The organism is Streptomyces sp. NPDC051136 (genome assembly GCF_044455745.1).
GTDB lineage: Bacteria > Actinomycetota > Actinomycetes > Streptomycetales > Streptomycetaceae > Streptomyces.
The window spans coordinates 74,860-96,879 of the sequence record NZ_JBITFE010000004.1 but is presented as its reverse complement, the minus strand read 5'-3'; the positions used below and the strand labels follow the sequence as shown (position 1 = coordinate 96,879).

At 72.0% G+C, this 22,020-nt stretch carries 15 protein-coding genes; 11 read left to right on the top strand and 4 right to left on the bottom strand.

The genetic code is table 11. From position 1 onward, the window contains the following. The first annotated feature begins 12 nt into the window (after window positions 1–12). The 10 genes from ACIBCJ_RS12965 to ACIBCJ_RS12920 all read left to right on the top strand — a co-directional run bounded on the left by ACIBCJ_RS12965 (window position 13) and on the right by ACIBCJ_RS12920 (window position 14,057). On the top strand, window positions 13–1,011 hold the full coding sequence (locus ACIBCJ_RS12965) for a sugar phosphate isomerase/epimerase family protein (RefSeq protein ID WP_362093871.1): 999 nt from the start codon (window positions 13–15) through the stop codon (window positions 1,009–1,011). Window positions 1,012–1,275: 264 nt separating this feature from the next. Continuing rightward, window positions 1,276–4,989, top strand: a complete 3,714-nt coding sequence (locus ACIBCJ_RS12960) for a ThuA domain-containing protein (protein WP_365978043.1) — start codon at window positions 1,276–1,278, stop codon at window positions 4,987–4,989. A 291-nt stretch (window positions 4,990–5,280) separates the two neighbouring features. Beyond that, window positions 5,281–6,510, top strand: coding sequence for an inositol-3-phosphate synthase (locus tag ACIBCJ_RS12955; protein WP_365978042.1), 1,230 nt, complete (start codon window positions 5,281–5,283; stop codon window positions 6,508–6,510). Then, entirely contained in the window at window positions 6,507–7,577 is a 1,071-nt protein-coding gene (locus ACIBCJ_RS12950; protein WP_365978041.1) for an SCO3242 family prenyltransferase, read from the top strand. Before ACIBCJ_RS12955 ends, ACIBCJ_RS12950 begins: the two co-directional genes overlap by 4 nt. After that, the gene (locus tag ACIBCJ_RS12945; protein ID WP_365978040.1) at window positions 7,574–8,557 is read left to right on the top strand and encodes a sugar phosphate isomerase/epimerase family protein; all 984 of its coding nucleotides are present in this window, start codon (window positions 7,574–7,576) and stop codon (window positions 8,555–8,557) included. Before ACIBCJ_RS12950 ends, ACIBCJ_RS12945 begins: the two co-directional genes overlap by 4 nt. Before the next feature lie 13 nt (window positions 8,558–8,570). Continuing rightward, a complete protein-coding gene (locus ACIBCJ_RS12940; protein WP_362093887.1) occupies window positions 8,571–9,308 on the top strand; it encodes an EboA domain-containing protein in 738 nt (245 codons plus the stop codon). Continuing rightward, window positions 9,308–10,156, top strand: a complete 849-nt coding sequence (locus ACIBCJ_RS12935; RefSeq protein WP_362093890.1) for a TatD family hydrolase — start codon at window positions 9,308–9,310, stop codon at window positions 10,154–10,156. Before ACIBCJ_RS12940 ends, ACIBCJ_RS12935 begins: the two co-directional genes overlap by 1 nt. Window positions 10,157–10,159: 3 nt before the next feature. Beyond that, window positions 10,160–11,335 (top strand): metabolite traffic protein EboE, encoded by a 1,176-nt coding sequence (eboE, locus tag ACIBCJ_RS12930; RefSeq protein WP_362505038.1) that lies wholly within the window; start codon window positions 10,160–10,162, stop codon window positions 11,333–11,335. After that, on the top strand, window positions 11,332–12,729 hold the full coding sequence (locus tag ACIBCJ_RS12925; RefSeq protein ID WP_365978039.1) for a nucleotide pyrophosphatase/phosphodiesterase family protein: 1,398 nt from the start codon (window positions 11,332–11,334) through the stop codon (window positions 12,727–12,729). Before eboE ends, ACIBCJ_RS12925 begins: the two co-directional genes overlap by 4 nt. Before the next feature lie 113 nt (window positions 12,730–12,842). Next, complete coding sequence (locus tag ACIBCJ_RS12920) at window positions 12,843–14,057, top strand: sugar phosphate isomerase/epimerase family protein (RefSeq protein ID WP_362093898.1); 1,215 nt, start codon at window positions 12,843–12,845, stop codon at window positions 14,055–14,057. A 91-nt stretch (window positions 14,058–14,148) separates the two neighbouring features. Here the strand turns inward: ACIBCJ_RS12920 and ACIBCJ_RS12915 are convergent, their stop codons facing one another. The 4 genes from ACIBCJ_RS12915 to ACIBCJ_RS12900 form a co-directional block, all read right to left on the bottom strand. After that, window positions 14,149–15,528, bottom strand: coding sequence for an OFA family MFS transporter (locus tag ACIBCJ_RS12915; RefSeq protein WP_362093901.1), 1,380 nt, complete (start codon window positions 15,526–15,528; stop codon window positions 14,149–14,151). Between the two features lie 119 nt (window positions 15,529–15,647). Next, window positions 15,648–17,792: an acetate--CoA ligase family protein gene (locus ACIBCJ_RS12910; RefSeq protein WP_365978038.1), complete on the bottom strand. Its 2,145-nt coding sequence runs from the start codon at window positions 17,790–17,792 to the stop codon at window positions 15,648–15,650. A gap of 4 nt (window positions 17,793–17,796) precedes the next feature. Continuing rightward, window positions 17,797–19,029, bottom strand: coding sequence for a formyl-CoA transferase (gene frc / locus ACIBCJ_RS12905; RefSeq protein ID WP_365978037.1), 1,233 nt, complete (start codon window positions 19,027–19,029; stop codon window positions 17,797–17,799). An 11-nt stretch (window positions 19,030–19,040) separates the two neighbouring features. Beyond that, the gene (locus ACIBCJ_RS12900; protein WP_365978036.1) at window positions 19,041–20,723 is read right to left on the bottom strand and encodes a thiamine pyrophosphate-binding protein; all 1,683 of its coding nucleotides are present in this window, start codon (window positions 20,721–20,723) and stop codon (window positions 19,041–19,043) included. 143 nt (window positions 20,724–20,866) lie between these two features. On the opposite strand from ACIBCJ_RS12900, the gene sucC reads away from it, so the two are divergent. Then, window positions 20,867–22,009 (top strand): ADP-forming succinate--CoA ligase subunit beta, encoded by a 1,143-nt coding sequence (gene sucC, locus ACIBCJ_RS12895; protein WP_365978035.1) that lies wholly within the window; start codon window positions 20,867–20,869, stop codon window positions 22,007–22,009. Window positions 22,010–22,020 lie beyond the last annotated feature (11 nt).

Genomic DNA, 22,020 nt, shown 5'->3' with positions numbered 1-22,020 from the left:
GCTGGCAGCGACATGCCGCGCAACTTCACACTCTTCACCGGTCAGTGGGCGGACCTTCCCCTGGAGGAGGTCTGCCGCCTCGCCCGCGACTTCGGCTACGACGGTCTGGAACTCGCCTGCTGGGGCGACCACTTCGAGGTCGACAAGGCCCTCGCCGACCCCTCCTACGTGGACTCGCGCCACCAGCTGCTCGACAAGTACGGCCTCAAGTGCTGGGCCGTCTCCAACCACCTGGTCGGCCAGGCCGTCTGCGACGCCATCATCGACGAGCGCCACGAGGCCATCCTGCCCGCCCGCATCTGGGGGGACGGCGACGCGGAGGGCGTGCGGCAGCGCGCCGCGGCCGAGATCAAGGACACCGCGCGGGCCGCCGCCCGCCTCGGCGTCGACACCGTCATCGGCTTCACCGGCTCGGCCATCTGGCACCTGGTCGCCATGTTCCCGCCCGCCCCCGAGTCGATGATCGAGCGCGGCTACCAGGACTTCGCGGACCGCTGGAACCCGATCCTGGACGTCTTCGACGCCGAGGGCGTGCGGTTCGCCCACGAGGTCCACCCCAGCGAGATCGCCTACGACTACTGGACCACCCAGCGCGCGCTGGAGGCGGTCGGCCACCGGCCGGCCTTCGGCCTGAACTTCGACCCCTCGCACTTCGTGTGGCAGGACCTCGACCCGGTCGGCTTCCTGTGGGACTTCCGCGACCGGATCTACCACGTGGACTGCAAGGAGGCCCGCAAGCGCCTCGACGGCCGCAACGGGCGGCTCGGATCCCACCTGCCGTGGGGCGACCCGCGGCGCGGCTGGGACTTCGTGTCGGCCGGGCACGGCGACGTCCCCTGGGAGGACGTCTTCCGCATGCTGCGCTCCATCGACTACCAGGGGCCCGTCTCCGTCGAGTGGGAGGACGCCGGCATGGACCGGCTGCAGGGCGCGCCAGAGGCCCTCACCCGTCTCAAGTCCTTCGACTTCGAGCCGCCCAGCGCGTCCTTCGACGCGGCCTTCAACAGCTGACCGCACGCCCGACCGCAGGTCAGGACCGGGGACCGGCACAGCCGCCGGTGCCCGGTCCGGGCTGCCCGGATCCTGCTTTGTCCTGAGCTGGGAAAAAGTTCAACCAGTCACGGTCCAAGGGGTGTTGGCCCCGGAAGAACGCGGTTACCGTCCCTGAAGTGTTCAGGACACTCACGCCCCCGGGGTGACGGCGCACCCCGGCGCCCGCATCGCACGTCTCCGCACCCATCCCCATACGGCCCACCCCGTTCCCGGAGGGACTTCGTGCACAGAACCAGACTCAAAGCCACCAGGACCGCAAGGCGTCCCAGGCTTCGCACCACACTCGCCCTCTTCACCGGCCTGCTGCTGGCCGTGGGCGCCCCGGCCACCGTCGCCGGCGCCCACCCGGGCCACCCGGAGCACGACGAGACGGCGGCCGCCGAGGGACAGTTCCAGCAGGTGCCGCTCGCCAAGGGCGAACCCGAGATGGGCGAGCCGATGTCGCTCGCGGTGCTTCCCGACCGCAGCGTCCTGCACACCGCCCGCGACGGCACGCTGCGCCTGACCGACCAGGGCGGCGTCACCAAGGTCGCCGGCAAGATCCCCGTCTACAACCACGACGAGGAAGGTCTGCAGGGCGTCGGCATCGATCCCGACTTCGAGAACAACCGGGCGATCTACCTCTACTACGCCCCGCCGCTCGACACCCCCGCGGGCGACGCCCCGGAGAACGGCACCGCCGAGGACTTCAAGAAGTTCGACGGCGTCAACCGCCTCTCCCGCTTCGTCCTGAACGCCAACGGCACGCTGGACATGGCCAGCGAGAAGAAGGTCCTGGACGTCGCGGCCTCCCGCGGCACCTGCTGCCACGTCGGCGGCGACATCGCCTTCGACGCCGAGGGCAACCTCTACCTGTCCACCGGTGACGACTCCAACCCGTTCGCCTCCGACGGCTACGCGCCGATCGACGAGCGCCCGGACCGCAACCCGGCCTTCGACGCCCGGCGCAGCGCCGGCAACACCAACGACCTGCGCGGCAAGCTCCTGCGCATCAAGGTCGCCGAGGACGGCTCGTACACCATTCCGGAGGGCAACCTCTTCGAGCCCGGAACCGAGAAGACCCGCCCCGAGATCTACGCGATGGGCTTCCGCAACCCGTTCCGGATCAGCGTCGACAAGAAGACCGGCACGGTCTACGTCGGTGACTACGGCCCCGACGCCGGCGCCGCCGACCCGAAGCGCGGCCCGGCCGGACAGGTCGAGTTCGCCAAGGTGACCAAGGCCGCCAACTTCGGCTGGCCCTTCTGCACCGGCGACAACGACCCGTACGTCGACTACGACTTCGCCACCGGCGCCTCCGGCGAGACCTTCGACTGCGCCGCCCCGAAGAACACCTCGCCGCACAACACCGGCCTCACCGACCTGCCGCCCGCGCAGGCCGCGTGGATCCCGTACGACGACGACTCCGTGCCCGAGTTCGGCAGCGGCTCCGAGTCCCCGATGGGCGGCCCGGTCTACCGCTACGACCCCGACCTCGACTCCAAGGTCAAGTTCCCCGAGGAATACGACGGGGACTTCTTCGCCGGTGAGTTCGGCCGGCGCTGGATCAAGCGGATCGAGCAGACCGAGGACGGCGCGGTCGCCAAAATCAACGACTTCCCGTGGACCGGCACCCAGATCATGGACATGGAGTTCGGCCCCGACGGAGCCCTCTACGTCCTGGACTACGGCCTGTCCTGGTTCCAGGGCGACAAGGACTCCGCCCTGTACCGGATCGAGAACGCCTCGGACGGCTTCTCCCCGATCGCCGAGGTCAGCGCGGACAAGACCTCCGGCGCCGCCGGCCTGAAGGTCGCCTTCACCGGCTCCGCCAAGGACGCAGACTCCCCGGACCTCACCTACAGCTGGGACTTCGGCGACGGCACCGAGGGCGAGGGCCTCACGCCAACCCACAAGTACAAGAAGGTCGGCACCTACTCCGCGACCTTCACGGCCACGGACCCCGAGGGCAACACCGGCCACGCCAGCGTCCGGATCGTGGTCGGCAACACCGAGCCCAAGGTGGTCATCGAGACCCCCGGCAACGGCACCCTGCTCCCCATGGGGCAGCCCATCCCCTTCAAGGTGAAGGTCACCGACCCCGAGGAGACGATCGACTGCTCCAAGGTCAAGGTCGCCTACAGCCTCGGCCACGACTCCCACGCCCACGAGCTGACCAGCGAGATGGGCTGTGAGGGCACCCTGAACCCGCCGCCCGGCGACGGCGGCCACGACCCCAACGCCAACATCTACGGCGTCGTCGGCGCCAGCTACACCGACGGCGGGGCCAACGGTCAGGAGGCCCTCACCGGCACCGCCCGCACCGTGATCCAGCCGCCGCACCGCCAGGCCGAGCACTTCACCGCCCAGCAGGGCGTGTCGCCGATCGACAAGACCGGCGCCAACGGCGGCAAGACCGTCGGCAACATCGACGACGGCGACTGGATCTCCTTCAGCCCCTACAAGTTCGACGGGCAGAAGAAGCTGACCGTACGGGCCTCCTCCGGCGGCGCCGGCGGCTACGTCGAGGTGCGCACCGGCTCGCCCACCGGCCCGCTGCACGGCTCGGCGTACATCCCGCCGACCGGCAGCTGGGAGACCTTCCAGAACGTCGACGTACCGCTGCGGGCCCTGCCCAAGAAGACCACCGACGTCTACCTGGTGTTCCGGGGCGGCGAGGGCGCGCTGTTCGACCTCGACGACTTCGAGTTCTCCAAGGAGGCGTTCACGGCCGGCAAGAAGGTCCTGGTCTTCTCCAGGACCGCGGGCTTCCGGCACGACTCCATCCCGGCGGGCGTCGCCGCCCTGAAGGAGCTGGGCACCCCGGCCGGCATCTCCGTCACCGCGACCGAGGAGGCCGGGCAGTTCACCACCGCCAACCTCGCCAAGTACGACGCGGTGGCCTTCCTTTCCACCACCGGTGACGTCCTCAACGCCGACCAGCAGAAGGCGTTCGAGAACTACGTCAAGAACGGCGGCGGCTACATGGGCATCCACGCCGCCGCCGACACCGAGTACGACTGGGAGTTCTACGGCGGCCTCGTCGGCGCCTACTTCGACTCGCACCCGGCCATCCAGAAGGCCACCGTCCGCGTCGAGGACCACGACCACCCGGCCACCGCGCACCTGGACGACGCCTGGGAGCGCACCGACGAGCTGTACAACTACCGCACCAACCCGCGCGAGCAGGCCAAGGTCCTCGCCACCCTCGACGAGACGACCTACTCCGGCGGCACCATGAAGGGCGACCACCCGATCGCCTGGTGCCAGAACTACGGCGGCGGCCGCTCCTTCTACACCGGACTCGGCCACACCAAGGAGTCCTACGCGGACGAGTCCTTCCGCGGCCACCTGCTCGGCGGCATGCAGTACGCCACCGGCCAGGTCAAGGCGGACTGCAAGCCGGCCAAGGGCTACCGGGACATCTTCAACGGCCAGACCCTGGAAGGGTGGAAGCAGGCCGGTCCCGGCAAGTTCAACGTCAAGGACGGCGCCCTGGAGTCCGAGGGCGGCATGGGCCTGCTCTGGTACCAGGCCAAGGAGCTGAAGTCGTACTCCCTCAAGCTCGACTGGAAGATGCAGGGCGACGACAACTCCGGCGTCTTCGTGGGCTTCCCGGCCTCCGACGACCCCTGGTCCGCGGTGAACAATGGCTACGAGATCCAGATCGACGCCACGGACGCCGTGGACCGCACCACCGGTGCGATCTACACGTTCAAGGCGGCGAACATCAAGGCCCGTGACCAGGTGCTGCGGCCGCCCGGCCAGTGGAACTCCTACGAGATCAAGGTCCAGGGCGAACGCCTCCAGGTGTTCCTCAACGGAGTCAAGATCAACGACTTCACCAACAAGGACCCCGAGCGGAGCCTGACCGACGGCTACATCGGCCTGCAGAACCACGGCGGCGACGACCAGGTCTCCTTCCGCAACATCCAGCTCAAGGAACTGCCCTCCTAGGGCGCCCCGCCCCTGAGAGGTGACCTCCCTCGGGGAGCGACCCTCCAGGGGCGACCGGAACGGCGGCGGGCGGAGGACGCCGGACCTCCGCCCGCCGTCACCCCGGACCGGAACTCCCGGACCGAAACCCCGGGCCGAAACCCCCGGACCGAAACCCCGGGCCGAAACCCCCGGACCGAAACCCGGGGCCGAAACCCGGTCCCGTACCCCTCCGGCTGCACCGCCCCGGCTGTTTGTGCCGGCCGTACCACCGCTCGTGTGTGTTCGACGCGCTCGACAAGGAGGCTGCCCATGTCCGCGTCCCCCTCTGCTTCCTCCCACGGCTCCCGTACCGGTGTCTGGCTGATCGGAGCCCGCGGTTCCGTCGCCACCACCGTGGTGGCGGGCTGCGCCGCCGTGACCGCGGGGCTGAACCCCCCGACCGGCATGGTCACCGAGACCCCGGACCTCGCCGAAGCCGGCCTGCCCGCGCTCTCGTCCCTCGTCTTCGGCGGTCACGACACCGTGGACTGCCCCCTGCCCAAGCGGGCCGAGGCCCTGGCCGCCGGGGGCGTGCTGCCGCACGGGCTTCCCTCGGCCGTCGGCGCCGAACTCGCCGCGGCCGACCGCGAGATCCGTACCGGCGGACCGCTGCCCGGCGACACCCGTGACGAGGCGGAACTGATCGCCGCCTTCGCCGCGGACATCACCGACTTCGCCCGACGTACGGGGGTGGACCGGACGGTGGTGGTGAACGTGGCCTCCACCGAGCCCGCACCCACCGGCGGCGCCCTCCCCGCCAGCTCCCTCTACGCGGCCGCCGCCCTGCGCGCCGGCTGCCCGTACGTCAACTTCACGCCGTCCACGGGACTGCACCACCCGGCGCTGACCGCACTCGCCGAGGCCGCCGGCGTGCCGTACGCGGGCCGTGACGGCAAGACCGGCCAGACCCTGCTGCGCTCGGTGCTCGGCCCGATGTTCGCCCAGCGCGCCCTCGCCGTGCGCGCCTGGTCCGGCACCAACCTCCTGGGCGGCGGCGACGGAGCCGCCCTCGCCGACCCGGCGGCCGCCGCGGCCAAGAACGCCGGCAAGGAACGCGTCCTCGCCGACACCCTCGGCGCCCCCGTCGAGGGCGAGGTCCACATCGACGACGTCCCCGCGCTCGGCGACTGGAAGACGGCCTGGGACCACATCGCCTTCGACGGCTTCCTCGGCGCCCGCATGGTCCTCCAGACCACCTGGCAGGGCTGCGACTCGTCGCTCGCCGCGCCACTCGTCCTCGATCTGGCCCGCCTCGTCGCCCGTGCGCACGAGAGGGGCCTGACCGGTCCGCTGGGCGAACTGGGCTTCTACTTCAAGGACCCGGTGGGGGACGGCCCGTCCTCCCTGGCCGAGCAGTACGAAGAGCTGAAACGCTTCGCCGGACGGCTGGCGGACGGCGTGCGGGACGCCCGGGACGCCGGAGACGCCGGGGACGGCCCGGCCGACCGGCCCGTCCGGCCCGTGGGGCACGCCGGCGGCGCGCGCGAGGCGGGGCGATGAGCCGCACCGTCGCCACGACGCAGGGCACGGCCGGTGCGCCACCCGCGCCGGCCGACGCCCCGCGGGCACCCGGAGGGGCCTGCGGAGCCACGGCACGACCGCCCGCGTCCGCCGAGGCACCCGCAGCCACCTCCCGCGCCGGCGCCTGGGCCGAACTGCTGCGCCTGCCCGCCCTGTTCACCGTCCCCGGCGACGCCCTGGCCGGCGCGGCGGCGGCCGGTGCACGCCCCGGCCCCCGCACCCTGCTCGCCATCGGCTCCTCCCTGTGCCTGTACGAGGCCGGCATGGCCCTCAACGACTGGGCCGACCGCGCGGAGGACGCCGCGGAGCGCCCGCACCGCCCCCTTCCCTCGGGACGCATCCGCCCCGCCGCCGCGCTCACCGCGGCCGGTGCGCTCACCGGAGCCGGGCTGGCGCTGGCGGCCGGCGCGGGACGGCCGGCCCTCGCGGTGGCCGCGCCGCTGGCCGCCACCGTCTGGGCCTACGACCTCGCCCTGAAGCACACGCCGGCCGGTCCTGCGGCCATGGCGGCGGCCCGCGGCCTCGACCTGCTCCTGGGCGCGGCCGCGACCGGCGGCGGCACCCGAGCGGCCCTGCCGTCGGCCGCGCTGCTCGGCAGCCACACCCTCGCGGTCACGGCCGTCTCCCGCCGGGAAACCACCGGCGGCTCGGTCCTGGCCCCGCTGGCCGCCCTCGCGACGACGGGAGTACTGACCGGTCTGGTCGCCCGCCGCCGCACCCGACTCCCGGCAGGCCGACGGGCAGCAGCCGCCCCCGGCCTGCCGGGCTCCACCCCGGCGCCCGCCGCCACCGCCGCCCTGACGGCCGCCCTGGCCGCCGCCTACACCGCGACGGCCGCCCGTCCCTATCTCCACGCCGTGCTCAACCCCTCGCCCCCGCTCACCCAGCGCGCCGTGGGCGGCGGCATCCGGGCCACCGTCCCGCTCCAGGCCGCGCTCGCCGCCCGCTCCGGCGCGCGGACCACGTCGCTCCTGGTCGCCGCCCTCGCCCCGGCCGGCCGCCGCTTCGCGAGAAGGGCCGCCATGAGGAAGGTGAGCATCACATGACCGCGACCCCGAGCGCGGCCCCGGGCGCCGCGCCGATCGAGCCCGGTGCCGCTCCTGCGGCCCGGGGCAAGGCGGGGGAGGGAGCCGCCACGCGTCCCCTGCGCTTCGGGTACGGCACCAACGGCCTCACCGACCTGCGCCTCGACGACGCCCTCGCCCTCCTCGCCGACCTCGGGTACGACGGTGTCGGCCTGACCCTCGACCACATGCACCTCGACCCGCTCGCCGACGACCTCGCCGCCCGCACCCGCAGGATCGCCGCACGGCTGGACGCGCTCGGTCTGGACGTCACGGTGGAGACGGGAGCGCGCTACGTACTCGACCCGCGCCGCAAGCACGGCCCCACCCTGCTCGACCCCGACCCGGAGGACCGCGCCCGGCGCACCGGCCTCCTCGTCCGTGCCGTCGGCGTCGCCGCCGACCTCGGCGCACATGCCGTGCACTGCTTCAGCGGCGTCACCCCGGACGGCACGGACGAGGACACGGCCTGGAAGCGGCTGGCCGAGTCCCTCGCCCCCGTCCTGGAGGCCGCCGCCACCGCCGGAGTCCCCCTGGCCGTGGAGCCCGAGCCCGGCCACCTCCTGTCCACCCTCGCCGACTTCCACACCCTGCGCCGCATCCTCGGCGAGCCCGAACCGCTCGGCCTCACCCTGGACATCGGCCACTGCCAGTGCCTCGAACCGCTCCCTCCCGCCGACTGCGTGCGCGCCGCCGCTCCGTGGCTGCGGCACGTGCAGATAGAGGACATGCGCCGCGGCGTCCACGAACACCTCCCCTTCGGTGACGGCGAGATCGACTTCCCGCCCGTCCTCGAGGCCCTCGCCGCCACCGGCTACCAGGGCCTGACCGTCGTCGAACTGCCCCGCCACTCCCACGCGGGCCCCCACTTCGCCGCACGCTCCCTCCCGTTCCTCCGCCGCGCCGCACCGGCGTCGCCACCGCGCACCGACCGCTCGGGCGAGCCCTCCGCCACCCACTGAAGGGAGCCACCCCATGACGCAGCCGCACGCCGCCCACGTCACCCCCCACACCCAGGACGCGGAAGGCACACCCGGCGGTCAGGACACCCAGGGCACCACCCCCGCCCACGTCCCGCCCGCCGACCTGCGCACCGCCCTGTCCGCCCGGCTCGGCGGAGCCGCCCGCGCCTGGCTGGACCAGGCCCTCGACGAGGCCGCCGCCCACCCCGGCACCCACGGCCCCATCTCGGTGTGGGAGCTGCGCCTCGCCGAGGCCGGCCGCCGCTGCGGGCCCGCCCACGCCGACGCGGCCCGCGTCCTCGTCCTGCACGCCGCCCGGGCCGACACGGACGCCCTGACCCGCGTCTACACCCAGGGCACCGCCGACGAACGCCGCGCCGTCCTGCACGCCCTGCCCCACCTCGTGCCCGGACCGGACGCGCTCGGTCTCGTCGAGGACGCCCTGCGCACCAACGACACCCGGCTCGTCGCCGCCGCCCTCGGCCCCTACGCCGCCCGGCACCTGGACGCGCACCAGTGGCGCCACGCCGTACTGAAGTGCCTGTTCACCGGCGTCCCCGTCGACAGCGTGGCGGACCTCGCCCGCCGGGCCCGGGGCGACGGCGAACTCGCCCGGATGCTCGCCGACTACGCCGCCGAACGCACCGCCGCGGACCGCACCGTCCCCGAAGACCTGCACCGCGTCCTGGCCCTGACCGAGTCCGCGCCTCCCGCGCCCGGCACCGCCGACCCCCACGGCAAGGAGTCCTGATGCGCATCTTCGACCCCCACATCCACATGACCTCCCGGACCACCGACGACTACGAGGCCATGCACGCCGCCGGCGTCCGCGCCGTCGTCGAACCCTCCTTCTGGCTGGGCCAGCCCCGCACCTCTCCCGACTCCTTCCGCGACTACTTCGACGCCCTGCTCGGCTGGGAACCCTTCCGCGCCGCCCAGTACGGCATCGCCCACCACTGCACGATCGCCCTCAACCCCAAGGAGGCCAACGACCCCCGGTGCCTGCCCGTCCTCGACGAACTGCCCCGCTATCTCGTCAAGGACCGCGTGGTGGCCGTCGGCGAGATCGGCTACGACTCGATGACACCCGCCGAGGACACCGCGCTCGCCACCCAGCTCCAGCTCGCCGCCGACCACGGCCTGCCCGCCCTCGTGCACACCCCGCACCGCGACAAGCTCGCCGGTCTGCGCCGCACTCTCGACGTGGTCCGGGAGTCCGCACTGGCGACGGAGCGGGTGCTGGTCGACCACCTCAACGAGACCACCGTCAAGGAGGCCAAGGACAGCGGCGCCTGGCTCGGCTTCTCCGTCTATCCCGACACCAAGATGGACGAGACCCGGATGGTCGCCCTGCTGCGCGAGTACGGCCCCGAGCAGGTCCTGGTGAACTCCGCCGCCGACTGGGGCAGGAGCGACCCGCTGAAGACCCGCAAGGTCGGCGATCTGATGCTCGCCGAGGGCTTCTCCGAGGACGACGTGGACCGGGTGCTGTGGCGCAACCCTGTCGCCTTCTACGGGCTCAGCGGGCGCCTGGCACTCGACGTGGCCGCGGGCGACGCCACCCACGAGGGGAACTCCATCCTGCGCGGCGGGGAGTGAACGATGCGCTTCCGGCACCCCGACGGCTCCACCGTCCACCTCGCCTACTGCACCAACGTCCATCCCGCCGAAACCCTCGACGGCGTCCTCGCCCAGCTCCGCGACCACTGCGAGCCGATCCGCCGGCGGCTGGGCCGCGACCGCCTCGGCATCGGGCTGTGGCTCGCCCGGGACGCCGCCCACGCCCTGGTCACCGACCCCGCCGCGCTGCGCGGCCTGCGCGGCGAACTCGACCGGCGCGGCCTGGAGGTCGTCACCCTCAACGGCTTCCCGTACGAGGGCTTCGGCTCCCAGGAGGTCAAGTACCGCGTCTACCGGCCGGACTGGGCCGACCCCGAACGCCTCGACCACACCACCTCCCTGGCCCGCCTGCTCGCCGGACTGCTGCCCGACGACGTCACGGACGGCACCATCTCCACCCTGCCGCTCGCCTGGCGCACCGCCTACGACGACACCCGCGCCGACAAGGCCCGCGCCGCCCTGGTCACCCTCGCCGAACGCCTCGACGCCCTCCAGGAACTGACCGGCCGCTCCATCCGCGTCGGCCTGGAACCCGAACCCGGCTGCGTCGTCGAGACCACCCACGACGCCATCGCCCCGCTCACCGCCATCGCGCACGAGCGCATCGGCGTCTGCGTGGACACCTGCCACCTCGCCACCTCCTTCGAAGACCCGCACACCGCCCTGGAAGCCCTCGCGGCCGCCCGCGTACCCGTCGTCAAGTCCCAGCTGTCCGCCGCGCTGCACGCCGAACACCCCGCCGACCCCGCGGTCCGCGAAGCCCTCGCCGCGTTCGCCGAGCCGCGCTTCCTGCACCAGACCCGCACCACCACCCCCTCCGGCGGCCTGCACGGCACCGACGACCTCGACGAAGCACTCGCGGACGGCGGCCCGCTGCCAGACAGCGCGCCCTGGCGCGCGCACTTCCACGTCCCCCTGCACGCGGCCCCCGCCGCGCCCCTCACCTCCACCCTCCCCGTCCTGAAGACCGCGCTGACCCGGCTGGTGGGCGGCCCGCACCCCCTCACCCGCCATCTGGAGGTCGAGACCTACACCTGGCAGGCCCTCCCGCCCGAGCTGCGGCCCCGCGCCCGCGCCCAGCTCACCGACGGCATCGCCGCCGAGCTGACCCTCGCCCGCGACCTGTTGACGGACCTCGGCCTGAAGGAACTGCCATGACCCGACCCGCCTCCTCCGGCGCGCCCACCCCCCTGCTCGTCCTGGACGTCGTCGGCCTCACCCCCCGTCTCCTCGACCACATGCCCCACCTCAAGCAGCTCGGCCAGGCCGGGTCCCGCGCGCCGCTCGGCACCGTCCTGCCCGCCGTCACCTGCGCCGCGCAGTCCACCTTCCTCACCGGCACCATGCCCTCCGAACACGGCATCGTCGGCAACGGCTGGTACTTCCGCGAACTCGGCGACGTCCTGCTGTGGCGCCAGCACAACGGGCTCGTCGCCGGTGACAAACTCTGGGACGCCGCCCGCCGCGCCCACCCCGGCTACACGGTCGCCAACATCTGCTGGTGGTACGCCATGGGCGCCGACACCGACATCACCGTCACCCCCCGTCCCGTCTACTACGCCGACGGCCGCAAGGAACCCGACTGCTACACCAGGCCCCCGGCCCTGCACGACGAACTCACCGACAAGTTCGGCACCTTCCCCCTCTTCCACTTCTGGGGACCCGGAGCGGACCTGGTCTCCAGCCAGTGGATCATCGACGCCACCCGGCACATCATGGCCAGCCGGCACCCCGACCTGACCCTGTGCTACCTCCCTCACCTCGACTACGACCTGCAGCGCTTCGGCCCCGACGACCCGCGCTCCCTGAAAGCCGCCGCCGACCTGGACGCGGCCCTGGCACCGCTGCTCGACGACGCCCGCGCCGAGGGCCGCACCGTCGTCGCGCTCTCCGAGTACGGCATCACCCCCGTCAGCCGGCCCGTGGACATCAACCGCGCTCTGCGCCGCGCCGGACTGCTCGACGTGCACACCCAGGACGGCATGGAGTACCTCGACCCGATGGCCTCCCGCGCCTTCGCGGTCGCCGACCACCAGATCGCCCACGTGTACGTCCGCCGTCCCGAGGACCTCGACGCGACCCGCGCCGCCCTCGACGGGCTGCCCGGCATCGCGCAACTCCTCGACGACGAGGGCAAGAAGGCCCAGCACCTCGACCACCCGCGCGCCGGTGAACTCGTCGCCGTCGCGGAGCCGGACGCCTGGTTCACGTACTACTACTGGCTCGACGACGACCGCGCGCCCGACTTCGCGCAGCTCGTCGAGATCCACCGCAAACCCGGCTACGACCCGGTCGAGCTGTTCATGGATCCGCTCGACCCCTACGTCAAGGTGAAGGCCGCCGGCGCGCTGGCCCGCAAGAAGCTCGGCATGCGCTACCGCATGGCGGTCGTGCCCCTGGACGCCTCACCTATTCGAGGCAGCCACGGCCGCCTCCCCGCGAGCGACGACGACGGTCCGCTCCTCATCTGCTCCACCCCCCGCGCTGTCGGAGACCGCGTCGCGGCCACCGACGTGAAACAACTCCTGCTCCGGCTGGCCGGACTCGACTGACGCACCCTCGGTACGCCCGCCGAGATCCGACTACTGAGAGTGAAACACACGGCACTGACAACGGCCCGCCCGAGCCGCATCGGCGCAGGCCACGACCCAGAAGGCAGGCACCCGTGACCCCGTTCACCGACCCCTCCCGCACCGACGCCGGCACCGATCCGGCCGCCGACGGCCCGGGCGAGAGCCTGCGCCGCAGCCTCGGCGTCGGCCGGCGCCGCTTCCTCAGCACCTGCACCGCCGTGGCGGCCGGAGCCGTCGCGGCCCCCGTCTTCGGTGCCTCCCCGGCCCTCGCCCACGGCGGCGGCAGAGACCGCGACCACGGGCACGGGCACGACCACGGGCACGGGCAGGTCCTCGTCCCCGCCGACAAGCGCGGCATCATCCTCTACACCGTCCGCGACGCCACCGCCCGCGACCCCCTCGCCTCCGACCTGCCGTCGGGCTTCCGCGAGGTCTTCAAGCAGCTGGCCCGCCACGGCTACCGCCAGGTGGAGTTCGCCGGCTACAACCAGCACGCCAACGCACCGGGCGGCGCCAGCCTCGAATCCGTCCAGGGCGCCAGGCTGCTGCGCTCCTGGCTCGACGACTACGGCCTGCGCGCCCAGGGCAACCACGGCTTCATCCCGTCCTCCTGGCCGCTGACCCAGGCCGACAAGGACACCTTCAAGAAGCACCTGGAGATCGCCAACATCCTCGGCATGGACCACATGGGCACCGGCGGCGACCCCACCGGCAGTTCCTACCGGGCCGACTGGGACGTGGCCGCCGACAAGTGGAACACCCTCGGCGCGATCGCCCACCGGGAGGGCATCAAGCTCTACACCCACAACCACGACAGCGCCTACGGCTTCCTGCTCGACGGCGGTCCGCTGGACGACCAGGGCAGGCCGACCCGCAGCTCGGGCATCCGGAAGCTGGAGTACTTCCTCAAGATCACCGACCCGAGGGTGGTCTGGCTGGAGATGGACATCTTCTGGGCGCACGTCGCCCAGTACAAGTTCCACGAGTACACCGCGCACGACGGCTCCACCCGCAAGAACGTCTTCGACCCGGCCGGCCTGGTCGCCCGCAACAACCGGCGCTACCCGCTGTTCCACGCCAAGGACGGCGTGGTCAGCACCACCAACGGCATGGGCTACGACATGGTGCCCTTCGGGACCGGGGTCATCGACTACACGACGTTCTTCTCGCGCGTCGGACAGCGCAACTACCACAACCCGATGGTCGAGGACGACAACTCCCCGAGCGCAACCGACCCCGCGCAGTCACTGCGCGAGGCCAAGATCAGCTACGACGGCCTGGCGGCCCTGCGCAAGCGCCGCCACTGACCCGCGACACGGACCGGGCGGCCCCTTCCGCGCACTGCGGGAGGGGCCGCCCCGGTCCGTACGAGGGAGGCTGTGTCGGCTCGCCCCTCACTCACCCCTCGCCGAGCGGACGGGGGTTGGGCGTGATGCGCTTGTCCTTCGGCCGTCCCGGCGGACGCAGGCCCAGGGCCACGAACCCGGCGAAGATCGATATGCACCCGGCCAGGGTGTAGGCGCCGTTGTAGCCCCACGCCGCGACGACCACGGAACCCATGCCCGCGCCCAGACCGGAGACGAGCTTGGAGCTGTAGACCATCCCGTAGTTGGTGGCGTTGTTGTTCTCCCCGAAGTAGTCCGCCGTCAGCGCCGCGAACATCGGGAAGATGGCACCGCCGCCGAAACCGGATACGGCCGAGAAGAGCAGGAACAGCGGCAGGTTCTTGATCTCCGCCGACAGGATGATGCCGAACTGGGCGAGGCCCAGGATCGCGCACACGTAGAGCAGGCACTGCTTGCGGCCGTAGAGGTCGGAGAGCCAGCCGATGACGCCTCGCCCGGTGCCGTTGACGATGGCCTTCAGCGACATGGCGGTGGCCACGACACCGGCCGCGAAGCCAGCCTCCTCGCCGATGTCGACCTGGAAGGCGATACCGAAGATGTTCACCCCTGAGGTGCAGGCGAGGCAGAACCACATCAGTGCCACCCGGCCGGTCCGCCAGGCCTCCAGCGGGGAGTACTGCTTGACGGCCGGAGGGTTCTTCTCCAGGGAACGCCGGGCCCGCGGGTCGGCCGGCGGGTTCAGCGGGTCGACGGCGGCCGGCCACCAGTTCTTCGGCGGGTCCCGGAAGTAGAACCCCGCGAGCGCCACCATGGCGGCGAGGAAGAGACCCGCCGAGACCAGCACCCAGCGGAAGTTGGAGCCGTCCATGTAGCCGTGGAAGATGAAGACGAACGGCACCGAGCCGTAGGCGAAGCCGCCGTTGACGAAGCCGGTCTTCCCGCCCCTGCGTTCCGGGTACCACTTGCCGACCATGTTGACGCAGGTCGCGTACACCATGCCCGCGCCCATCCCGCTGAACACGCCGAACCCGACGAAGGCGAGCGCCACGTGCGGCGCGTACGCCAGCGACAGGTATCCCAGCAGCGTGCCGACCGATCCCAGCATCATCGCCCAGCGCGCCGGCAGTCTGCCGCTCTCCCGCAGCCGCCCCGCCGGAAAGGCGACCGCGGCCTGGCAGAACACCCAGGCGGTCATCATCCAGTAGATGCTGCCGCTGGACCAGTGGTGGGCCTCGTGCAGCGTGTCCTCGGCGGACGCGAACGCGTACTCGGCGGAGGAGATGCCCATCATGCCGATCCAGGGCAGGATCACCATCCACTTGCGCTTGCGCCCCATGATGTCGATGTCGGACTCGCCCACGCGGTAGACGCGCCCGTTCCTGTCGGTCACCTCCCGGTAGCCGGCGACCCGTGTGACATCGGTGGTTGTCATGTCGTTGCACCCCTTGCGTCGAAAGATCTGGCCAGCGCCCCCTGTCCCATGCCTTCCGTGCGCGCGCGGGTCCCGGGCCGGCCGACGCGCACCCGTCGGCCGGCCCCGTCCGTCTCACGTCATGAACCGCCCCCCAACAACCCCGCGGCCCGCGCCCACCGGTACTTGGCGCCCAGCACGGCCACCGGCTTCTCCGTCGTGTACGGGTAGGCCACGACTCCGCGTTCGAAGAGGTACTGACACGCCTCCTCCACCTCCACGTCGCCCGCCAGAGAGGCCACCACCGGCTTCTCGACGCCGCGCTCCCGGAATTCGGCCACCACGCGCGCGGTGAGTTCGGCGAACACCATGGGCGGCGTGACGATGGTGTGCCAGTAGCCGAGGACCAGCGCGTGGATGCGCGGATCCTCCAGCCCGAGCCGGATCGTCGCCTCGTACGTCGACGGCGGCTCGCCCCCGGTGATGTCCACCGGGTTGCCCGCCGCACCGAAGGGCGGGATGAACGCGCGGAACGCCGTGTCCAGGTCGGGCGGTATCTCCATGAGCGACAGCCCGTTGTCCATGACCGCGTCGGAGAGCAGGACCCCGCTGCCGCCTGCCCCGGTGATGACGACCACGTTGTCGCCCCGGGGGGCGGGCAGCACCGGCAACGCGCGCGCGTACTCCAGCATCTCGTTCAGCCCCGGCGCCCGGATGACGCCGGCCTGCCGCAGGACGTCGTCGTACACGGCGTCGTCCCCGGCGAGTGCCCCCGTGTGCGATCCGGCGGCCTTCGCGCCCGCCGCGGTACGCCCCGCCTTCAGCACCACGACCGGCTTCCTGGGCACGGTCGCCCGGGCGGCCTCGACGAAGGCGCGGCCGTCCTTGAGGTCCTCCAGGTGCATCGCGATGCACTCGGTGTGCGGGTCCTCGCCGAACCAGGTCAGCAGGTCGTCCTCGTCCAGGTCCGCCTTGTTGCCGAGGCCGACGATCGCCGACACGCCGGTCTTCGTGGTCCGCGCGAAGCCCAGGACGGCCATCCCGATGCCGCCCGACTGCGAGGTCAGCGCCACGCCGCCCTTGACGTCGTACGGCGTGCAGAACGTGGCGCACAGGTCCTGCCAGGTCGAGTAGTAGCCGTAGATGTTCGGCCCGAGCAGCCGCACCCCGTGCCGCTCGGCGACGGCCACGATCTCGTCCTGGAGCGCCTGCTCACCGGTCTCGGCGAAGCCGGACGGGATGAGGACGGCGTTGGGGACGCGCTTGCGCCCCACCTCCTCCAGCGCCGCCGCCACGAACCGCGCGGGGATCGCGAAGACCGCCACATCCACCTCACCGGGAACGTCGGTGACACTCTTGTACGCCTTGCGGCCCAAGATGTCATCGGCCTTGGGGTTCACCGGATGGATCTCGCCCGCGAAGCCGCCGTCGACGAGGTTGCGCATCACCGAGTTGCCGATCTTGCCGGCCTCGTCGGAGGCGCCGATCACGGCGACCGAAGAGGGCTGCATCAGGCGGCGCATCGAGGTGAGGATCTCCTCGCGCGTGTACCGGCGCCGTTCCTTCGGCGCGTCGGTTGCCAGGATCACCCGGACGTCGGCGGCGACCGCCCCCTCGGGTGTGGCGATCACCGGATTGAGGTCGACCTCGGCGATCTCCGGGAAGTCCGAGACGAGCGCGGAGACCCGGCGGATCTGCTCCGCCACCGCCCACCGGTCCACCCCGGCCTGCCCGCGCACCCCGCGCAGCACCTCGGCCGCCCGGATCGAGTCCAGCATGGACAGCGCCTCGCCGGCGTCCACGGGCGCCAGCCGGAAGGTCACGTCCTTGAGCACCTCGACCAGCACCCCGCCGAGGCCGAAGGCCACCACCTTCCCGAACGTCGGGTCGGTGACCGCCCCGACGATGACCTCCTGCCCCTGCGGCAGCAGTTCCTGCACCTGCACGCCCTCGATCCGCGCGGAGGCGTCGTACGCGCGCGCGTTGTCGACGATCCGGCAGAACGCCGCCCGCACGTCCGCGGCGCCCTCCACCCCGACGACCACACCGCCGGCGTCGGTCTTGTGCAGGATGTCCGGCGACACGATCTTCATCACGACGGGGCCGCCGAGCCGCGCCGCGCTCGCCACCGCCTCGTCGACGTCCCGCGCCAGCTCCTCGCCCGGTACCGCGATCCCGTAGGCGTCGGCGAGCACCTTGCCCTCGGGGGCGGTGAGCGCCGTGCGCCCCTCGGCCCGTACGGCGTCCAGGAGAGCGCGCACCCGCGCCAGGCGGTCCTCGGCCATCACGTCAGATCACCCCGTTCGACTTGAGCAGCCGCAGTTCCTCGTCGCCGAGACCCAGCTCGCCGACGTAGACCTCCTCGTTGTGCTCGCCCAGCAGCGGTGAACTGGTCACCCGCACGGGGGAGTCCGAGAGCTTGAGCGGGCTGCCCACGGTCACGAACTCGCCCCGCTCGGGGTGCGGCACGGTGACGACCATCTCGTTGGCGGCCAGCGAGGCGTCCTCGATGATCTCCCTCGTGGACAGGATCGGCCCGCACGGGATGTTGTGGGCGTTCAGCTGCTCCAGCACCTCCCACTTGGGCAGGGTGGACGACCACTCCTCGATCAGCTGGAACATCTTGTTCAGTTTCGGCAGCCTGGCCCGCGGCGTCGCCCACTCGGGGTCGTCCGCCAGCTCGGGCCGTCCGATCAGCCCGCTCAGCGGCCGCCAGCCGACGGGCTGGACGATGACGTACACGTAGTCGTTCGGACCGCCCGGCGCGCACTTGACCGCCCACCCCGGCTGGCCGCCGCCGGACGCGTTGCCGGACCTGGGAACCTCGTCGCCGAAGTCCTCGTTGGGATATTCGGCGAGTGGACCATGGCTCAGGCGCTGCTGGTCGCGCAGCTTCACCCGGCAGAGGTTGAGCACCGCGTGCTGCATGGCCACGTTCACCCGCTGTCCGCGTCCGGTGTGCTCCCGCTGGTAGAGGGCGGCGAGGATGCCCGCCACGACGTGGACGCCCGTGCCCGAGTCCCCGATCTGGGCTCCCGTCGCCAGCGGCGGCCCGTCCTCGAATCCGGTGGTGGACATCGATCCGCCCATGGCCTGGGCGACGACCTCGTACGCCTTGAACGCGGTGTACGGGCCCTCGCCGAACCCCTTGATGGAGGCATAGACGATCCGTGGATTGATCTCCTTGACGCGGCCCCAGGTGAATCCCATCCGGTCGACCGCGCCCGGTCCGAAGTTCTCGACCATGACGTCCGAGCGCCGGATCAGCTCGGTGAGGATCTCCTTGCCGCGCTCGGTCTTGGTGTTGAGGGTGATGCTCCGTTTGTTGCAGTTGAGCATCGTGAAGTAGAGGGAGTCGACGTCCGGCAGATCGCGCAGCTGCCCGCGCGTGATGTCACCGCTCGGCGCCTCCAGCTTCACGACGTCCGCGCCGAGCCAGGCGAGCAGCTGGGTCGCGGAGGGACCGGACTGCACATGCGTCATGTCCAGGACGCGGATGCCCTCGAGAGCCTTCGCTGTCATGGGGCTTCACCTCACTTGTACATTGTCTGGTTCATGGTTCCGGGGGCGTACGCGTCCGGGTCGACCCAGACGTTGACCAGGGACGGCTTGCCGGACTCGCGCGCGCGGCGCAGCGCCGGGCCGATGTCGGCGGGGTCGCGGACCTCCTCGCCGTGACCGCCCAGCATCCGCGCGAACTCGTCGTACGGGACGTCGCCGAGGGTGTTGCCGACCCGCTCGCGCTCCTTGCCGTACTTGGCGGCCTGGCCGTAGCGGATCTGGTTCATCGAGGAGTTGTTGCCGACGATGCCGACGAAGGGGAGGTCGTAGCGGACCAGGGTCTCGAAGTCCCAGCCGGTGAGCGAGAAGGCGCCGTCCCCGAAGAGGGCGACGACCTCCTTGTCCGGCCGCGCCTGCTTGGCGGCCAGCACGAAGGGCACGCCCACGCCGAGCGTGCCCAGCGGTCCCGGGTCCATCCAGTGGCCCGGTGACTTGGGCTGCACGACCTGCCCGGAGAAGGTGACGATGTCGCCGCCGTCACCGATGTAGACCGAGTCCTCGGTGAGGAAGTCGTTGATCTCGCTGACCAGCCGGTACGGATGGATGGGGGAGGCGTCCGACCTGAGCTGCGGCAGGCGCTTGTCCAGCGCCGTCTGCTCGGCCGCGCGCAGCTCGTCCAGCCACTCCTTGCGCTGGGACGCGCCCCCGTTGATCCGCCCGGACGCCGCCTCGCTCACCGACTTCAGCACCAGCGCCGCGTCGCCGACGATGCCCAGGTCGATGTCGCGGTTCTTGCCGACGGTGCGGTAGTCGAGGTCGATCTGCACGACGGTCGCGTCCGGGGAGAGCCGCTTGCCGTAGCCCATGCGGAAGTCGAAGGGCGTGCCCACGATCACGATGACGTCGGCGTGGGAGAAGGCGTAGCGGCGCGAGAGCTGGAAGTGGTGCGGGTCGCCGGGCGGCAGGGTGCCGCGGCCCGCGCCGTTCATGTACGCCGGGACGTTCAGCGTGCGGACCAGCTCGACGGCGGCCTCGGTCGCGCGGGTCGTCCAGACCTGGCTGCCGAGCAGGATGGCCGGCTTCTCGGCGTGCGTCAGCAGGTCGGCGAGCCGCTCGACGGCGTCCGGGTCCCCGGCCGACCGGGTGGAGGCCCGGTAGGCCCCGGCCCGCGGAACCCGCGCCCGGTCGGCCGGCACCTTGGCGTCCAGCACGTCCCGCGGAATCTCCAGGAAGGAGGGCCCCGGCGCGCCGTGGTAGCACTCGCGGAACGCCATCGACACCATGTCCGCCGCCCGCGCCGTGTCCGGCACGGTCGCCGCGAACTTGGTGATCGGCGTCATCATGTCGACGTGCGGCAGATCCTGCAGTGACCCCATCTTGTGCTGGCTGTGCGCTCCCTGACCGCCGATCAGCAGCATCGGCGACTCGGCGCGGAAGGCGTTGGCGACCCCGGTGACGGCGTCGGTGGTCCCCGGCCCCGCGGTGACCACCGCGCAGCCGGGCTTGCCGGTGATCCGGGCGTAGCCGTCGGCGGCGTGCGCGGCGACCTGCTCGTGGCGTACGTCGACGACCTCGATGCCCTCGTCGACGCAGCCGTCGTAGATGTCGATGATGTGGCCGCCGCACAGCGTGTAGATGCGGTCGACCCCCTCGGCCTTGAGTGCCTTGGCAACGAGGTGGCCGCCGGAGATGACGTCCTGTGTGTCGTCGGGCATGGCGAAGTCCTGTCCCTTCACGAGGGGTTGGGGCGCTCTCGCGGTACATTGCATACAGTCGACGAATACTGTATGAAGCTTGTTATCCCGCATCCGGTGGGTGGTGTCCAGGGGGCGTACGGCACTTTCAGTCAGGAGCCGAGATGGACCTGTACGAACACCAGGCAAGGGAACTCTTCGCGGAACACGGCATCGTGGTGCCGAGGGCCGAGGTCACCGACTCGCCCGAGGGGGCCCGCGGCATCGCCCGCGCACTCGGCGGACGCGCCGTCGTGAAGGCGCAGGTGAAGACCGGCGGACGGGGCAAGGCGGGCGGCGTTCGGCTCGCCGCCGACCCCGCCGAGGCCGAGGAGGCGGCACGACGCATCCTCGGGATGGACATCAAGGGCCACCCGGTCCGCACCGTCATGCTCGCCGAACCCTGCGACATCGAGCGGGAGTTCTACGTCTCCTACGTTCTCGACCGCGCGTCCGGGGGGTTCCTGGCCATCGCCTCCGCGGAAGGGGGCATGGAGATCGAGGAGGTCGCCGCCCGGCGGCCCGAGGCCGTGGCGCGCATCCCCGTCGACCCGGCCACGGGGGTGCACACGGCCACCGCGGTGCGCATCGCCGACGCCGCCGGACTGCCCCCGCAGACCGTCGACACCCTGGTGCGGCTGTGGGACGTACTGGTCCGCGAGGACGCCCTGCTGGTCGAGGTCAACCCGCTGGTCAGTACGGCCGACGGCCGGATCGTCGCGCTCGACGGCAAGGTCACCCTCGACGACAACGCCCGCTTCCGGCAGTCCCGCCGGTGCGACGAGCCCCCGGCGTCCGCCGACTCCCTGGAGGCCCGTGCCGCCGCCCGGGGCCTCAACTACGTGAAGCTCGACGGCGAGGTCGGCGTCATCGGCAACGGCGCCGGGCTGGTCATGTCGACGCTGGACGTGGTCGCCGGCTGCGGCGCCCGTCCCGCCAACTTCCTCGACATCGGCGGCGGCGCCTCCGCCCGGGTCATGGCCGACGGGCTGTCGGTCATCCTCTCCGACCCCGGCGTGAAGTCCGTCCTCGTCAACGTCTTCGGCGGCATCACCGCCTGCGACGCGGTCGCCGACGGCATCGTCCGGGCCCTGGAGGAGGTCCGGCCGACCAAGCCGCTCGTCGTACGCCTCGACGGCAACAACGCCGCCCGGGGCCGGGCCCTGCTCGCGGCACGCGCGCACCCCCTGGTCGAACAGGCCACCACCATGGACGGCGCCGCCCACCGTGCCGCCCGGCTCGCCACCGCGGCATCCGCCGCCGAATGAGGAGACAGGAC

Bases quoted from the DNA above. Each gene is read 5' to 3' on its own strand.
- ACIBCJ_RS12965 (WP_362093871.1), top strand. From the start codon at position 13: ATGCCGCGCAACTTCACACTCTTCACCGGTCAGTGGGCGGACCTTCCC.
- ACIBCJ_RS12955 (WP_365978042.1), top strand. From the start codon at position 5,281: ATGTCCGCGTCCCCCTCTGCTTCCTCCCACGGCTCCCGTACCGGTGTC.
- ACIBCJ_RS12950 (WP_365978041.1), top strand. From the start codon at position 6,507: ATGAGCCGCACCGTCGCCACGACGCAGGGCACGGCCGGTGCGCCACCC.
- ACIBCJ_RS12945 (WP_365978040.1), top strand. From the start codon at position 7,574: ATGACCGCGACCCCGAGCGCGGCCCCGGGCGCCGCGCCGATCGAGCCC.
- ACIBCJ_RS12940 (WP_362093887.1), top strand. From the start codon at position 8,571: ATGACGCAGCCGCACGCCGCCCACGTCACCCCCCACACCCAGGACGCG.
- ACIBCJ_RS12935 (WP_362093890.1), top strand. From the start codon at position 9,308: ATGCGCATCTTCGACCCCCACATCCACATGACCTCCCGGACCACCGAC.
- eboE (WP_362505038.1), top strand. From the start codon at position 10,160: ATGCGCTTCCGGCACCCCGACGGCTCCACCGTCCACCTCGCCTACTGC.
- ACIBCJ_RS12925 (WP_365978039.1), top strand. From the start codon at position 11,332: ATGACCCGACCCGCCTCCTCCGGCGCGCCCACCCCCCTGCTCGTCCTG.
- ACIBCJ_RS12915 (WP_362093901.1), bottom strand. From the start codon at position 15,528: ATGACAACCACCGATGTCACACGGGTCGCCGGCTACCGGGAGGTGACC.
- ACIBCJ_RS12910 (WP_365978038.1), bottom strand. From the start codon at position 17,792: ATGGCCGAGGACCGCCTGGCGCGGGTGCGCGCTCTCCTGGACGCCGTA.
- frc (WP_365978037.1), bottom strand. From the start codon at position 19,029: ATGACAGCGAAGGCTCTCGAGGGCATCCGCGTCCTGGACATGACGCAT.
- ACIBCJ_RS12900 (WP_365978036.1), bottom strand. From the start codon at position 20,723: ATGCCCGACGACACACAGGACGTCATCTCCGGCGGCCACCTCGTTGCC.
- sucC (WP_365978035.1), top strand. From the start codon at position 20,867: ATGGACCTGTACGAACACCAGGCAAGGGAACTCTTCGCGGAACACGGC.